This window comes from Amycolatopsis sp. NPDC026612 (assembly GCF_040638285.1).
GTDB lineage: Bacteria > Actinomycetota > Actinomycetes > Mycobacteriales > Pseudonocardiaceae > Amycolatopsis.
Genome location: NZ_JBEZYB010000004.1, coordinates 234,960 through 250,312, shown reverse-complemented (window position 1 = coordinate 250,312; position 15,353 = coordinate 234,960). Strand labels below are relative to the sequence as shown.

Annotated in this window: 13 protein-coding genes; 9 read left to right on the top strand and 4 right to left on the bottom strand. The window is 72.5% G+C overall.

The window, feature by feature from the left end:
• Positions 1 to 23: 23 nt before the first annotated feature.
• Positions 24 to 2,942, bottom strand: coding sequence for a BTAD domain-containing putative transcriptional regulator (locus AB0F15_RS06725; protein WP_360266241.1), 2,919 nt, complete (start codon positions 2,940 to 2,942; stop codon positions 24 to 26).
• A gap of 130 nt (positions 2,943 to 3,072) precedes the next feature.
• Between AB0F15_RS06725 and AB0F15_RS06720 the strand changes: the two genes are divergently transcribed.
• From AB0F15_RS06720 to AB0F15_RS06705, 4 genes are all read left to right on the top strand, one after another.
• Complete coding sequence (locus AB0F15_RS06720) at positions 3,073 to 3,549, top strand: hypothetical protein (RefSeq protein WP_360266239.1); 477 nt, start codon at positions 3,073 to 3,075, stop codon at positions 3,547 to 3,549.
• A 40-nt stretch (positions 3,550 to 3,589) separates the two neighbouring features.
• Positions 3,590 to 3,901 carry a hypothetical protein gene (locus AB0F15_RS06715; RefSeq protein WP_360266236.1) on the top strand — a complete coding sequence of 104 codons (312 nt, stop codon included), beginning with the start codon at positions 3,590 to 3,592 and terminating at the stop codon, positions 3,899 to 3,901.
• A gap of 45 nt (positions 3,902 to 3,946) precedes the next feature.
• Positions 3,947 to 7,273: an error-prone DNA polymerase gene (locus tag AB0F15_RS06710; protein ID WP_360266234.1), complete on the top strand. Its 3,327-nt coding sequence runs from the start codon at positions 3,947 to 3,949 to the stop codon at positions 7,271 to 7,273.
• Positions 7,274 to 7,360: 87 nt separating this feature from the next.
• Positions 7,361 to 9,394 (top strand): fibronectin type III domain-containing protein, encoded by a 2,034-nt coding sequence (locus AB0F15_RS06705; protein WP_360266232.1) that lies wholly within the window; start codon positions 7,361 to 7,363, stop codon positions 9,392 to 9,394.
• A gap of 40 nt (positions 9,395 to 9,434) precedes the next feature.
• Here the strand turns inward: AB0F15_RS06705 and AB0F15_RS06700 are convergent, their stop codons facing one another.
• Positions 9,435 to 9,845: a hypothetical protein gene (locus AB0F15_RS06700; protein WP_360266229.1), complete on the bottom strand. Its 411-nt coding sequence runs from the start codon at positions 9,843 to 9,845 to the stop codon at positions 9,435 to 9,437.
• 53 nt (positions 9,846 to 9,898) lie between these two features.
• Between AB0F15_RS06700 and AB0F15_RS06695 the strand changes: the two genes are divergently transcribed.
• Entirely contained in the window at positions 9,899 to 10,315 is a 417-nt protein-coding gene (locus AB0F15_RS06695) for a MarR family winged helix-turn-helix transcriptional regulator (protein ID WP_360266226.1), read from the top strand.
• Positions 10,316 to 10,415: 100 nt separating this feature from the next.
• Here the strand turns inward: AB0F15_RS06695 and AB0F15_RS06690 are convergent, their stop codons facing one another.
• Entirely contained in the window at positions 10,416 to 11,279 is an 864-nt protein-coding gene (locus AB0F15_RS06690) for an LLM class flavin-dependent oxidoreductase (protein ID WP_360266224.1), read from the bottom strand.
• Positions 11,276 to 12,298 (bottom strand): aldo/keto reductase, encoded by a 1,023-nt coding sequence (locus AB0F15_RS06685; protein ID WP_360266221.1) that lies wholly within the window; start codon positions 12,296 to 12,298, stop codon positions 11,276 to 11,278. Before AB0F15_RS06685 ends, AB0F15_RS06690 begins: the two co-directional genes overlap by 4 nt.
• 91 nt (positions 12,299 to 12,389) lie before the next feature.
• On the opposite strand from AB0F15_RS06685, the gene AB0F15_RS06680 reads away from it, so the two are divergent.
• The 4 genes from AB0F15_RS06680 to AB0F15_RS06665 all read left to right on the top strand — a co-directional run bounded on the left by AB0F15_RS06680 (position 12,390) and on the right by AB0F15_RS06665 (position 15,347).
• The gene (locus AB0F15_RS06680) at positions 12,390 to 12,965 is read left to right on the top strand and encodes a helix-turn-helix domain-containing protein (protein WP_360266218.1); all 576 of its coding nucleotides are present in this window, start codon (positions 12,390 to 12,392) and stop codon (positions 12,963 to 12,965) included.
• The gene (locus tag AB0F15_RS06675) at positions 12,962 to 13,396 is read left to right on the top strand and encodes a pyridoxamine 5'-phosphate oxidase family protein (RefSeq protein ID WP_360266216.1); all 435 of its coding nucleotides are present in this window, start codon (positions 12,962 to 12,964) and stop codon (positions 13,394 to 13,396) included. The genes AB0F15_RS06680 and AB0F15_RS06675 overlap by 4 nt, the downstream gene beginning before the upstream one ends.
• 110 nt (positions 13,397 to 13,506) lie before the next feature.
• A complete protein-coding gene (locus AB0F15_RS06670) occupies positions 13,507 to 14,715 on the top strand; it encodes a cytochrome P450 (protein WP_360266213.1) in 1,209 nt (402 codons plus the stop codon).
• A complete protein-coding gene (locus AB0F15_RS06665) occupies positions 14,712 to 15,347 on the top strand; it encodes a TetR family transcriptional regulator (protein ID WP_360266209.1) in 636 nt (211 codons plus the stop codon). Before AB0F15_RS06670 ends, AB0F15_RS06665 begins: the two co-directional genes overlap by 4 nt.
• Positions 15,348 to 15,353: the final 6 nt, after the last annotated feature.

Below are 15,353 nucleotides of genomic sequence, written 5' to 3'. Positions count from 1 at the left end.
GGACCAGCGGAGCCGAAGCCGGCTCATCGTCGTCGAACAGCCGGGTGGACCGGAGCGGCGGGAACTCGACGGACGTCACCGTCCGCCGCGTCCAGCGCGGCCTGCGCGCAGTCGGCACGCTCGGGCAGACCGACGGCTCGCCACAGTTCGACCGCCAAGCCCAGGTGACGCCGGGCCGCAGCCGGGTCGCCGAGTTCGCTTTCGAGCTCGCCGAGCTGCTGCCAGCACGCGGCCTCGTTGCTGCGGTCGCCGTTGGCGCGGAAGACGTGCGCCGCGCGCTGGAGGGCCGAATCCGCGCGGGACCGGTCACCGAGCTCCGCGTAGATCACCCCGAGCCGCTGGTCGGTGTAGGCGCCGCAACGCTTGTCGCTGATTTCGTTGAAGATCGTCAGCGCTTCGGTGAGGTCGCGCAGCGCGGCCGGCGTATCGCCGATCCCCAGGTGGTACCGGCTGAGCGTGCGGAGGATCACCGCCTGCCGGTGCCGGTCGCCGAGGTGCCGCGCGATGCGCAGGCCGTCCTCGATCCACCGCCCTGCGTCGGCGACGCCCTGTTCGAAGCCGATGATGCCGATCGCCGTCCGGATCTGCGCCTCCGCCTGCCGGTGCCCGGCGGCCGCCAGGTGGGCCAGCGCCTCCTTGTCGACGGCCAGCGCCGCGTCGAGTTCGCCGCGGACGCGGTGCACGGTGCCCAGGCTCGCCAGCGCGAGCCCTTCACCGCGCCGATCGCCGATGGCCTGGTACAGCTGCGCACAACGGTGCAGGTCGTGCCGGGCCTCGGCCATTTCGTCGAGGTAGATGTGCACCTGGCCGAGTCCTTGCAGCAACGCCGCTTCACCGTGGGTGTTGCCGGCCACGACGGCGGCGTCCAACGCGATCTGGTGGCTGCGGTTCCAGTCCTGGTAGAGGCTGCGGTGGTCGTAGTACGGCACCGCGGCGATCGCCAGCTCCCAGGCCACCTCGTCCAGACCCCATGCGGCCGCGAGTTCCATCGCCCGCAGCAGCGTCCCGCGTTCGGCGTCGAACCAGGCGATGGGATCGACGACCGTGTAGTCCGGGGTCCAGCGTGGTGAGCGGCCCGGCGTCGGCCGGAAGAGGCTGGGGTAGAACAGGGCACGGGCTTGCTCGGCGAGGGCGAGCCAGGCGGAGAGGACCCGCTCCACCGCCGCCCGGCGTTCCTCGACCGGGTAGCAGTCCTGCGCGCCTTCCGACGCGTAGGCGCGCAGGAGGTCGTGCAGCCGGTACCGCGGCTGGCCGGCGCGGTCGGTCGTCACCAGGCGCACGAGGTAGGCGTCCACCAGGGCGTCCAGCACGTCGTCCGTGGCCGGGTGGCCGAGGAGCGGGCCGATCACCCACGCGGGGAGCGTTTCCGCGCCCAGCAGCCCCAGCAGCCGGAACGCCCGGACCGCTTCTTCGGGGAGCAGGCGCAGGCTCAGGTCGAAGTTGGCCCGCACGTCGAGGTCGCCGACCCGCAGCTCGCACAGCCGCCGGGATTCGTCCTCCAGGCGGTCGCGCAGCACCTGCAGGGTCCACGCGCGCCGGCCCGCGAGCTTGGCCCCGGTGATCCGGATGGCCAGCGGGAGGCGCCCGCACAGCCGGACGATCGCGTCGGCCGCCTCCGGTTCCCGCTCGACGCGCTCCGCCCCGGCGATGCGGGCCAGCAGGCTCCGCGCGTCTTCCGTGGACAGCACGTCCAGCTCGACGTGCTCGGCACCGGCCAGGTCCGCCAGCCGCTGCCTGCTCGTGACCACCACCGCGCAACCGCCGGACGGCGGCAGCAGCGGCCGCACCTGCTGGGCGCCGGCGGCGTCGTCGAGCAGCACCAGCATGCGGCGACCGGCCAGCCGGGACCGGTAGAGGGCGGCTCGTTCGTGCAGGCCGGGCGGCATCACCGCGTCCGTGACGCCGAGCGCGCGCAGCAGTTCGGCCAGCATCATCGCCGGGTCGCGGGGCACGGTGCAGGTCCCGGCGAGGTCGAGGTAGAGCTGGCCGTCGGGGAACGCGTCCCGGGCCTGGTGCAGTGCGCGCACGGCGAGCGCCGACTTCCCGGTCCCGGGCGCGCCGGCGACGACCACCACCCGGCGGTCGGCCAGCAGGTCCAGGAGCTCGCCCAGCGGCCCGGCCCGGCCGGTGAAGTCCGGGATGTCCGCGGGCAGCTGGGCGATCGGCCGCTGCTCCCCGGGCGCGGTGAGCAGGTCGAGCGCGGGATCCGCGTGCAGGATCTGCCCGTGCACGCGCTGCAGGCCGGGCCCGGGGTTGGCGCCGAGCTCCTCGGCCAGCAGCCGCTGGATGTCGTGGAACACGGCGAGCGCGTCGCCCTGGCGGCCGCTGCGGTAGAGCGCGATCATCAGCAGCTCCCGCGCGCGTTCGCGGTACGGGTGCTCGTCGGTGAGCCGGCTCAGCTCGGGGATGGCCAGCGCGTGCTCCCCGCGCAGCAGATCGAGCTCGGCGAGGTCTTCCAGCGCGCCGAAGCGGTACTCGTCCAGCCGGGCGCGTTCGGTGGTGGCCGCGGGGGTGTCGATGCCGCTGAAGGCCGGCCCGCGCCACAGCGTCATCGCCTCGGCGAGGTGCTGCCGGGCCGCCGTCAGGTCTCCGTCGCTCCGGGTTTCCCGTGCCCGGGCGAGCCGGCCCGCGAATTGAGCGCTGTCGAGCTGGTCGGGGGCCACCCGCAGCAGGTACCCGGCGCCCACCGTCTGCAGCGAGCCGTCGTCGAGGTCCAGCGATCTGCGCACCTCGCCGACGTACTTCTGGACGAGGTTGACCGCGCTCCTCGGCGGCTTCCCGCCCCAGGCCCCCTCGATGATCTGTTCGCGGTCGACCCGCTGGTTCGCGTGCAGCAGCAGGACCCCGAGCACCCGGAGGCACTTGCCGGACCCCAATTCGGCCGGAGCCGTGCCGCGCCAGGCCGCGACCGGACCCAGCACGCCGAACCGGATACCAGGCATGCCAACACCCCCTCCCGTGGCCGAGAGTACCTCCGACCGGCCACGTTCCGTAAGACTGCAGTGCGAGTGCAGTGATCGCTGCGAGGCTCCCGTCGCCAACCGGGCACGTGTTGACGAGAGGGGATCCACGATGGGAATCAGCATGAAGGTGACGGCGGTCGCCGCAGCGGCCGCGGCGGCCGTCCTGGCCGGCGCGCCGGCGGCCGGCGCGGCACCCGCGACCGTCGCCGCGCCGTCCGGCTTCGACGTGTCGGTGCACCACGCTTCCGGCACGTTGGTGGGCCGGGTACAGGGGAACCTGAGCTGGTCGACCTCCGGCCGGACGGTCATCTTCACCAACCAGCAGCTGTACGTCCGGGACGGCGAGTGCGTGCGCGGTGCCTACGCCGGATACCAGAGCAACACCCGGGTCACCGGCATCCCCGGCTTCGAGACCTGCCGGCCGGGCAGCACGCCGCTGCCGGACCTGACCCTGCCGACGGACGTGCCGGGCGGGATCCAGCACGTGATCATCGACCTGACCGACGTGACCCACGACCCCAACGGGGGCGCGCGGGCCTCCGACGACTGCTGGAAGAGCGAATCCGTGTGCCGCAGCCGGCCGTGAGTCCGGTGTGCAACGAGGCATGGGGGCCCGGCGCCGAACCGTGGCCGTGCTCGCCGCCACGCTGCTGCTGAGCGCCGCGGCGGTGGTGCCGGCCGCGCCGTCTGCCATCGCGCTGACGAGCTCGTATCCCCCGGCCGGGGGATACGAGCTCGTCACCGCCCTCCGGTGGACATCCGTCGCGGTGACCGGCTCCGACCTCCGCCGGCGGCAGCAGGTGGTCCGGCTGACCCGGGCGTTCACGGTCGAGCGCGTCGCTGTGACCGACACGACTCCGGTCCGTCCACAGTTGACACCGGCGGTACGCCCGCCGCAGGATCGGACCACAGTATTCGTCCGTGTGTTCGAACCGTAGTCGCTGGCTTCCCCACAGCGAACCCGTTGTGTGTGGGAGCTTGTGGTGGCCTTCAACAACCCCGGCGTGCCGTGGTCCGAAGTGGAGCGGATCGCTTCCGGGCGCGCACCCGTTCCCGGGGACGGCAACGACGCCCCGGCGTGGTCGCGCAAACGCGAAGGGTATGCCGGGGCACCCGAAGACCTGCGGAACCGGCGTGGGCGGGACGACGGCGGGGACCGGATCCGGGCTCCCTACGCCGAGCTGCACGTCCACTCCAACTTCAGCTTCCTCGACGGCGCCTCCCACCCCGAGGCCCTCGTCGAGGAGGCCGCCCGGCTCGAACTCGACGCGCTGGTGCTCACCGACCACGACGGCATGTACGGCGCCGTGCGGTTCAACGACGCCGCCCGGGAACTCGGTGTGCGCGTGGGGTTCGGGGCCGAACTGTCCCTCGGGCTGCCCGCTCCGCAGGCCGGGGCACCCGATCCGGCCGGCTCGCACCTGCTGGTGCTCGCCCGGCAGCAGACCGGGTACCACCGGCTCTGCAAAGTCATCTCCCGCGCCCAGCTCGCCGGCGGCGAGAAGGGGCGGCCGGTGTACGACTTCGACGAGCTGGCCGGCGAACTGGCCGGGCACGTCGTCGTGCTCACCGGCTGCCGGAAGGGCGCCGTCCGCCAGGCGCTCGCCCAGCGGGGCCCGGCCGCCGCGCACGCCGAGCTGGCGCGGCTCGTGGACCGGTTCGGGCGGTCGCACGTCGCCGTGGAGCTGATCGACCACCGGCAGCCACGGGACGACGCGGCCAACGACCTCCTCGCCGCGATGGCGAAGGAGCTGCGGCTGCCGACGGTCGTGTCCAACAACGTGCACTACGCCCGCCCGGACGACGCCGTCGTGGCGGCCGCGGTCGCCGCCGTCCGGGCCCGCCGGTCGGCCGAGGACCTCGAAGGGTGGCGGCCGCCGTCCGGGCAGGCGTTCCTGCGGTCCGGGATGGAGCAGCGGCGCCGGTTCGAGCGCCGCTACCCGGGCGCGGTCGGCCGGGCCGCCGTCCTCGGGGTCGAGGTGGCGTTCGACCTGAACCTCGTCGCCCCGGACCTGCCGCCGTTCCCGGTTCCGGCCGGGCACGACGAGATGTCGTTCCTGATCGAGCTGACGCGGCGGGGCGCGGCGAAGCGCTACGGGCCCCGGGAGGAGAACCCGAAAGCCTACGCCCAGCTCGACCACGAACTCGGTGTCATCGAAAAACTCGGCTTCCCCGGCTACTTCCTCGTCGTCTGGGACATCGTCCGGTTCTGCCGGGAGGCGGACATCCTGTGCCAGGGCCGGGGTTCCGCCGCGAACTCCGCCGTCTGCTACGCGCTCGGGATCTGCCACGCCGACCCGGTGCGGTGGAACCTGCTGTTCGAGCGGTTCCTCGCACCGGAGCGGGACGGGCCGCCGGACATCGACGTCGACATCGAGTCCGGCCGGCGCGAGGAAGCGATCCAGTACGTCTACGAAAAGCACGGCCGGTTCCACGCCGCGCAGGTCGCCAACGTCATCACCTACCGGGCGCCCTCGGCGATCCGTGACGCCGCGAAGGCACTCGGGCACAGTCCGGGACAGCAGGACGCCTACGGCAAGCTCGTCGATCGCTGGGGCGGGGTCGCCGCCACGAAACAACAGGCGGCCGGGGCGATCCCGGACGACGTCCTCGACCTCGCGGCCCGGATCGAGGACTTCCCGCGCCACCTCGGCATCCACTCCGGCGGCATGGTGATCTCGAAGCAGCCGGTGTCCGAAGTGGTCCCGGTCGAATGGGCCACGATGAAAGACCGCAGCATCCTGCAGTGGGACAAGGACGACTGCGCCACCGTCGGCCTGGTCAAGTTCGACCTGCTCGGCCTGGGCATGCTTTCCGCGCTGCACTCCATGATCGACCTCGTCGCCGGCCACCACCGGACCACAGTGGACATCGGGAAACTCGACCTCGCCGACCCGGCGGTCTACGACATGCTCTGCGAAGCCGACGCCGTCGGGGTCTTCCAGGTCGAAAGCCGCGCCCAGCTGGCGACGCTGCCCCGGCTGCGGCCGCGGGAGTTCTACGACCTCGTCGTGGAAGTCGCGTTGATCCGGCCCGGCCCGATCCAGGGCGGTTCGGTGCACCCCTACATCCGGCGTCGCCGCGGCGACGAAGAATGGGAGCACGCGCACCCGCTGCTGGCCGCGTCCCTGGACCGCACCCTCGGGGTGCCGCTGTTCCAGGAACAGGTGATGCAGATGGCGGTCGACGTCGCGGGCTTCACCCCCGCCGAGGCCGACCAGCTGCGCCGCGCCATGGGCGCCAAGCGGTCCAGCGCGAAGATGAAGGCCTTGATGGCGCGGTTCTTCCAAGGCTGCGAAGCCAACGGCCTCGACCGCGAGCTCGCCACCCGGATCTTCGAGCAGATCCACGCCTTTTCCGGCTACGGCTTCCCCGAAGCGCACTCGATGTCGTTCGCGCTGCTGGTCTACGCGAGCGCGTGGTTCAAGCGCTACTACCCGGCCGCGTTCTGCGCCGGGCTGCTGCGCGCGCAGCCGATGGGCTTCTACAGCCCGCAGTCCCTGGTCGCCGACGCCCGCCGCCACGGCGTCCTCATCCGCGAACCCGACATCAACGCGAGCCTCGCCGGCGCCACCCTCGAACCCGATCCCGGCAGCACCGGCGGCGTCGCGCTCCGCCTCGGCCTCGCCGGGGTCCGGCACCTCGGCGAGGACACCGCCGCGGAGATCGTCGCCGAACGCGACGCCCACGGCCCGTACCCGAGCATCGGCGATCTGACCCGCCGGGTGCGGCTGAAGAAGAACGCCGCCGAAGCGCTGGCCACGGCCGGGGCGTTCAGCGGGTTCGGCGGCGACCGGCGGCAGGACCTGTGGGCCGCCGGCGCGGCCGCGGCCACCCGGCCCGGGCACCTGCCCGGCCTCGCCCCGGGCCTCGACGCCCCGGCGCTGCCCGGGATGACGCGGCTGGAGGTGACGGCCGCGGACCTGTGGGCCACGAGCGTCTCCCCGGACAGCCATCCGGTGCAGTACCTGCGCGAACTCCTCGACGAACGCGGCGCGATCACCACCGCCGCTCTCGCGCGGGCCGAGGACGGGACGCGGGTGTGGGTCGGTGGCGCGGTCACCCACCGGCAGCGCCCCGCGACCGCCGGCGGGATCACCTTCCTCAACCTCGAAGACGAGACCGGCATGGCCAACGTCCTCGTCTCGCCCGGGCTCTGGCACCGGCAGCGGCTCGTCGCCCGCACCAGCGCCGCCCTGCTCGTCCGCGGCCGGGTCCAGGCGGCCGAGGGCGTCGTCACGCTCGTCGCCGACCGGCTCGAACGCCTCGACCTGACCATGGCCACGGGCCCGTCCCGGGACTTTCGTTGACTTCCGGGACGCCCGGTGGTTCTCTCTCTGAGAGCGCTCTCAGCCAGCCTGCACCCTGTTCGTACGAACGAGTGAGGATGGACCTTCATGACAGCTCGACGTCTGCGCTGGGCAGCGTGGCCGGTGATCGCCGTGCTCGTCGCGGCGGTGCCGGTGGCCGGCACCGCCGGAGCGGCGACCACCCCCACGGCGACGGTCACCGTCAACGCCCGTGCGGGTCTGGCGTCCATGCCGGACACCGGGATCGGTGTCAACCACGCGGTGTGGGACAGCCAGCTGGGGACCGACACCGTGGCCGACCTGTACGGGGCGGCCGGTGTCCGCACGATGCGGTACCCCGGTGGTTCCTACGGCGACATCTACCACTGGAAGGACAACACCGCGCCGGGTGGTTACGTGGCGCCGAACACCGATTTCGACACCTTCATGGGCGGCGTCCGGCGGGCCGGGGCCCAGCCGATCATCATCGCCAACTACGGCACCGGCACCGCGCAGGAAGCCGCGGACTGGGTCCGGTACGCCAACGTCACCAAGGGCTACGGCGTCAAGTACTGGGAGATCGGCAACGAGCTCTACGGCAACGGCCACTACGGGGCGAACTGGGAAGCCGACAACCACGCGGACAAGAGCCCGACCGCCTACGCCAACGGCGTCGTGGCCTACGCCGACGCGATGAAGGCCGTCGACCCGTCGGTCAAGATCGGCGCGGTGCTGACGACCCCGGGCAACTGGCCGGACGGCATCGTCGGCTCCGGTGACACGGCCACCTGGAACCAGACGGTGCTGTCGATCGCGGGTCCGCACGTCGACTTCGTCATCCTGCACTGGTACCCCACCGGCTCGACGGCGGCGGAAGCGCTCGCCAAGCCGGAGCAGATCAACGACATGGTGTTCGCGGCGCGCGAGCAGATCACGCGCTACGCGGGCGCGAACGCCGGCCGGATCGGCATCGCGATGACCGAAACCAACACACCGGTCGGCATGGACACCCAGCCCGGCGCCCTGTTCGCCGCCGACACCTACAGCTCGCTGCTGGAGAACGGCGTGTTCACCGTCGACTGGTGGGACACGCACAACGGCGGCGCGAAACTGTCCACTGTGGCCGGATACCCCGACTACGGCGACTCCGGCCTGCTCTCCAGCGCGACCTGCCTCGAGGACGGCTCCTGCGAGCCCCCGCTCAACACGCCCTTCGCGCCCTACTACGGCTTGAAGCTGCTGAGCACGTTCGCGCGGCCCGGCGACCAGTTCGTCCGCGCCGGTGCGGACGACCCGCTCGTCGGTGCGCACGCCGTCCGCCGGGCGAACGGCGACCTCGCGGTGCTGCTGCTCAACAAGGACCCCGACCAGGCCAGGGCGGTGACCCTGGACTACGCGGGCTACACCCCGGCCGCGGCCGCGCCCCAGGTGTTCACCTTCACCAACGGCGCGACGGCGATCTCGAGCGCCACGTCCGGCACGAGCACGTCCCGGACGTTGCCGCCGTATTCGCTCACCACCCTGGTGCTGCACCCCGCGGCCACCGTGTCCACCGGACCCGGGGCGCCCGGGCAGCCGTCCGCCACGGCGACCGACCGCACCGCGGCCATCAGCTGGCCCGCGGCCGCACCCGGCGGCCGGCCGATCGCGAAGTACGAGGTCTACCGCCAGGCCGGCACGACCAGTGAACAGTGGGGCGAGACCACCGGCACGTCGCTCGACGTCGGGAACCTCGTCCCCGGCAGCCGGTACACCGTCAACGTGCTGGCGAGGGACACGGCCGGGAACGTGTCCGCGGCGTCACCGCCGCTGACGTTCACCACCGGCGCGCCGGCGACGAGCAGCTGCACGGTCCGGATGACCGACGTCACCGACTGGGCGAGCGGCTTCGTCGGCGGGATCCACGTCACCGCCACCGGCGTGGTGGGGGACTGGACGTTGACGTTCGCCTGGCCCACCGCGCGGCAGCACCTGACCGGTGGCTGGAGTGGCACCTGGGCCCAGAACGGGACGACGGTGACGGTTTCGTCGTCGGCGCCGACGGCGTCGGGCGCGGACGTCGGGTTCACCGCCGACTACGGCGGGCCGAACATCCTGCCCACCGCGTTCACCCTCAACGGGGTTCTCTGCGCGGCGGGCTGAGCAGCCGAGGTGGGTGGCAGGCGCTGCCACCCACCCGGCGTCACCGGCCGTTCTCGACGCGTTCGCGCACGGCCCGCAGTTCCTCTCCGGCCACTGCCATCTGCGCGTCGATCGCCGCCGGTTCGGTGTCGTGGGGGAAGAACAGGGTGAAGATCAGCTCGGCACCGGTCAGGTTCGGCACCGCGCGCGTGAACAGGCCCAGGTTCGGCGCGTCGGCGCTGACGAAGTCGACGACGCCGTGGGCGGCCGCGACCCGCACCGCCATCCGCTGCGGCCCGGCTTCGGTGTGGACGCGCCAGATGTCGTCGTGGTCGTGGTCGACGGCGGTGGCGAACGCCGGCGCCCACTCGGGCAGGTGCCGCGGATCGGCCAGGTAACCGACGACCCGCTCCGGCGGAGCGGCCAGGGAAATGGTGCGCGTCTCGGCGCGCCCGGGGGTGAAGGGTGTCATGGCCAAAACGATACGCAGGTGCTTATGATCTGTCCACGCGTAAAATCCCGCCGGTGAACGAGGACGACGATCTCGGGGCCCTCTGCGCCGGGGCGGGCCGCAGCCTGGCCGAAGCCGAGCGCCCGGTACTGGAGCGGCACGGACTCTCGATGTGGCAGTACGTGGTGCTGTCGGCGCTGGCTCACGGGGCGGCGCCCAGCCAGCTGGTGCTGGCCGGGCAGATCCGCTACGACAAGACCCGCCTGATCGCCCTGTTGGACGGCCTCGAAGCGGCGGGCTTGGTCGGCCGCGAGCCCGACCCGGCCGACCGCCGCGCGCGAGTGGTGCGGCTGACGCCGGAGGGGACCCGGCGGTACGCGGCGGTCCGGGCCGCGATCCGCGAGGTGGAGGACCGGAAGCTGGCCGGTCTCCCCCCGGAAGCCCGGCGGCTGCTGCGGCCGGCCCTGGCCCACCTGGCCAACTCGGACTGACCCCGGCGGCCGCCGGGCATGCGCCCCAATGTGGCGTTGGGTGCGTCAGATGCACCGAACGCCACATCGGGTGCATCGCGGCGGTCGGGAGCGGCGGCCGTCACGAGCGGCGGATCAGCTCATCGGCCACCCACTGCGCCACCCCCTCGGGATACGGGTTCCCCAACCCGAGCACGACGTGCCCGAACCCGGCGTCCACCGCCTCGGCGATCTTGCCCCGGGTGTTCCCCGGCCGCTCGTAGTCGACCGGCAGGAAGATCGACCGGGTGATCTCCGCCGGGTCGCGGCCGATCTCCGCGCAGTACTTGTCCAGCAACCGGCTCCGGCCGGCCAGGTCCGCGATGTCGCCGCCGCCCGGGATGTTCCACAGATCCGCGTGCTCGGCCACCACGCGCAGTGTCGCGCTCGCCCGGCCGCCGATCATGATCGGCGGGTGCGGACGCTGCACCGGCTTCGGGTTCCCGAACGCTCCGCTCAGCCGGACGTGCTCGCCGTCGAAGTCGAACGGCTCCGTCGATGTCCACGAGCGACGGATGACCGTGCACGCCTCCGCCAGAGCCGCGACCGCGTCGGCCTGGCCGTGGTACGGCAGGCCGTGCGCGTCGTATTCGCGCCGGGCCGCCGGGTGGCTGGGGCGGGAGCCCGCGCCGATGCCGAAGTCGAGCCGTCCGCCGGAGACGATGTCGACGGTCGTGGCGATCTTCGCCAGCACCGCGGGTGGCCGGAAGCGGTTGCTGGTGACCAGCAGGCCGACGCGCATCCTCGACGTCCGGGCCGCGAGCGCGGAAAGCAGCGTCCAGCCCTCGAAGATCGGGCCGTCCGGGTCGCCGCCGATCGGCATGAGGTGGTCGAACAGCCAGGCGTGCTCGATCTCCGGCACGGTGTCGGCTTCCTGCCAGACGCGCAGGATCTCGTCGTAGCCCACCTGCTGCGGCGGGGTCATGATACCGAAACTGGGGGTCATCGTCGCCTCCGCAGGGACGGGTCGAGCAGCGCGGGCGGGGTGTCGAACTTCTCGTCCGGGGCCAGGTCGGTGCCGGGGGCGACGACGGTGTCGAGCTCGTCGAGCACGTCGGCGGGCAGCACGGTTTCGGCGGCCGCGAGCTGCGAGTGCAGGTGCTCCAGCGTCCGCGGGCCGATGAGCGCGCTCGTCACCGCCGGGTGCGCGGTGACGAAGCCGAGCGCGAGCTGGATCAGGGTCAGCCCGGCCTGGTCGGCGACCTTGGCCAGCTTCTCGACGGCGTCGAGCCGGGCCCGGTTGGCGGGGACGTCGAGGTCGAAGCGCTGCGGCACGACCTTCACCCGGCTGGTGGTGATCTCCCGGCCGGCGCGGATCGCGCCCGACAGCCAGCCCGAAGCCAGCGGGCTCCACGCCAGCACGCCGAGCCCGTACTCCTCGGTCACCGGCAGCACGTGGGTTTCGATGCCCCGCTGCAGGATCGAGTAGCTGGGCTGTTCGGTGACGTACCGGCCGAGGTGGTGCTCGCGGGCGGCCCACTGCGCTTGGACGATGCGGTACGCGGGGAAGGTCGACGAGCCGAAGTAGCGGATCTTGCCCGCGCGCTGCAGGTCGGTCAGCGCGGAAAGCGCTTCCTCGTCGCTCGTGGTGGGGTCCCAGCGGTGGATCTGGTAGAGGTCGACGTGGTCGACGTCGAGGCGGCGCAGGCTGTCGTCGAGCGCGCGGACCAGCCAGCGGCGCGAGTTGCCGCGGTGGTTGCGCTCTTCACCCATCGGCATGGTGGCCTTCGTGGCCAGGACGAGGTCGTCGCGCCGGCCGGCGATCGCCTTGCCGACCATCACTTCCGACTCGCCCTGGCCGTACATGTCGGCGGTGTCGATCAGGTTGATCCCGGCTTCGAGGGCGCCGTCGACGATGGCGGTGGCCTCGTCCTGGGTGGTGTTGCCGATCGCGCCGAAGTTCATCGCGCCGAGCGCGAGGGTGCTGACCTGGACACCGGTGCGGCCCAAGGTGCGGTACTGCATGGGGAGTGCCTCCGTGGCATCATGAGCAAACGGAACGTTGCTCCGCTAACGATACGGAGCCGTGTTCCGTTTAGCAACCCCGGGAGGATCGGTGGGCGAACACAAGCCCAAGCGGGCGGATGCCCGGCGCAACGAAAAGACGTTGCTGGACGCGGCGGCCGCGGTCTTCGTCGCCTCCGGCGTGGACGCGCCGGTACGCGACATCGCGGCGAAGGCCGGCGTCGGCATGGGCACGATCTACCGCCACTTCCCGACCCGGGCGGACCTCATCATCGCCGTCTACCGGCACCAGGTGTGCGCCTGCGCCGAGGCGGGGCCGGCCCTGCTGGCGGCGAACGAATCGCCGCACACGGCGCTGGCCCGGTGGATCGACCTGTTCGTCGACTTCCTGGTGACCAAGCACGGGCTCGCCGGCGTGCTCCAGTCCGACAACGCCGGGTTCGAGTCGCTGCACGCGTACTTCCTCGAGCAGCTGGTGCCGGTGTGCACCGAACTGCTCGACGCGGCGATCGCGGCCGGCGAGATCCGGGCCGAGGTGCGGCCGCTGGAACTCATGCGGGGCGTCGGCAACCTCTGCATCGGCGCGGACTCCGATCCCCGGTACGACGCGCGCCGGTTGGTCCGGATCCTCATCGCGGGGCTGCGGTGCGAGACCATGGACGCATGACGACGTGGCGGGAGTGCGAGGCGGCGGAGCCGGAGTTCGCGCGGCGGGTGCGGGCGTTGTTCGACGCGCACAAGCACAAGACGATCGCGACCCTGCGGGCGGACGGCTCGCCGCGGATCTCGGGGATCGAGACGGCCTTCGAGGACGGTGAGCTGGTCTTCGGTTCGATGCCGAACGCGCGCAAGGGGGCGGACCTGTGTCGGGACCCGCGGTTCGCGCTGCACAGCGCGACGGTCGACCCGGTGGCGGGCGCCGAGGCGCAGTGGCCGGGTGAGGCGAAGATTTCCGGGCGGGTGCGCACCGAGGACGGCGAGCGGTTCGAGGCCGACGTCGCCGAGGTCGTGCACACCCACCTGAACGAGGCCGCGACGCTGCTGGTCGTCGAGTGGTGGACGCCCGAAGGCGGGCTGCGCAAGGTGGAGCGCGAGTAGCTCTCGCCGGGCCGGGCTCGCACCCGGGTCTCCCCGATGATTAAGTCAACTGCTTGACTTAACAGCTGTTCGCCGCCATGCTCGGGACATTCACCGACGAGAGGTCCGCGATGACGTCAAGCCACACCGACCCGCTGCCGCGCTTCCCGTTCGAGGCCGGCGCTGCGCTGGAACCGCCGGCCGAGTGGGCCGAATTCCGGGACAAGTGCCCGGTCGCCCGCGTCGCGCTGGCCAGCGGGGACGAAGCCGCCCTGATCACCCGCTACGACGACGTCAAGAGCGTCCTGTCCGATCCGCGGTTCACCCGGCCGACCGCCGCGGACAACGCGGCCCGCGTCGCGGACACCGAATCGGGCGGCGTCTTCAACAGCGAGATGGCGTCCGTGCTCCCGCAGCACGGCGAGGACCACCTGGTGTGGCGCCGCATGATCGGCAAGTGGTTCACCGCCAAGCGGATGAACGCGCTGCGGCCCGGCATGGCGGCGATGGCCGAGCAGCTCATCGACGAGATGGTCGCGAAGGGCGCGCCGGGCGACCTCAAGGCGGGCGTCGCCTTCCCGCTCCCGGTCTGGGTCATCTGCGACATGCTCGGCGTGCCGGACACCGACCGGGAGCGGTTCGCCCACTGGTCCGACGTCATGCTCAGCATGACCCGCTACACCCAGGAGGAGTTCGACGCGGCGCAGGCGGAGTTCGGCCGGTACATGGGCGGGCACATCGCCGCCAAGCGGGCCGAACCGGGCGGCGACATCCTCAGCGCGCTGATCGCCGACGGCGCCGGCTGGTCCGACGCGAAGCTGGCCGCCACCGGCATCGGCCTGCTCATCGCCGGGCACGAGACCACCGCCAACATGATCGCCAAGATGACGGCGATGCTGCTGGCCGACCGGAGCCGGTGGGAGCGGCTGCTCGCCGACCCGTCGCTGGTGCGCACGGCGGTCGAGGAAGCGCTGCGGGCGGACGCCAACGCGGGCGTCGGCATGCTGCGCTACCTCTCCGAGGACTTCGAGGTCGGCGGCACCGTGCTGCCGGCCGGGACCACCGCGATGTGCAGCATGGCCGCGGCCAACCGCGACGAAGGCGCGTTCGAGAACGCCGCCGAGCTGGACCTGGGCCGCAGCCCGAACCCGCACCTGGCCTTCGGGGCCGGCGCGCACGCGTGCCTCGGCCAGCCGCTGGCCCGCACCGAACTGCAGGTCGTCTTGGAAGTGCTGCTGCGCAAGCTGCCGTCGCTCGAGCTCGCTGTCCCGGCGGACGAACTGCGCCGGGTCGAAGGACTCGCCGTCGGCGGGCTGCGGGAACTGCCCGTCCGCTGGTGACGGGCCGGGCGCAGGCGACGCGGGAGCTGATCCTGGCGACGGCGGAACGGCTGTACGCCGAGCACGGCGTGCTCGCCGTGTCGAACCGGCAGATCAGCGAGGCCGCCGGACAGGGCAACAACACCGCGGTGGGCTACCACTTCGGCACCCGGATCGCGCTGGTGCGGGCCATCGTCCGCAAGCACGCCGGGCCGACCGACCGGCTGCGCGATCGCCGGCTGGCCGGGCTCGGCGACCACGCGGACCTGCGGGACTGGCTCGGGTGCCTGGTGTACCCCACGACCGAGCACCTGGCCGAGCTGGGCACGCCCTGCTGGTTCGCCCGGTTCGCCGCCCAGGTGATGACCGAGCCGTCGCTGCGCGCGGTCATCGTCGAGGAGACGCTGACGTCCCCCTCGCTGGCGCGGACCGTCGAGGGGCTCGCCCGGTGCCTGCCGGGCCTGCCCGCCGAAGTCCGCGCCGAACGCAACGACAGCACCCGGCTGGTGCTGATGCACACGATGGCCGAGCGGGAACGCGCCCTCGCCGAAGGCGTGGGCACCCCGGGCTCCACCTGGCGCGAGGCCGCGGCCGGCCTCACCGACGCACTGGCCGGGCTCTGGCTCGCGCCGGTCACGACGTACCACCGATGAAGGGAA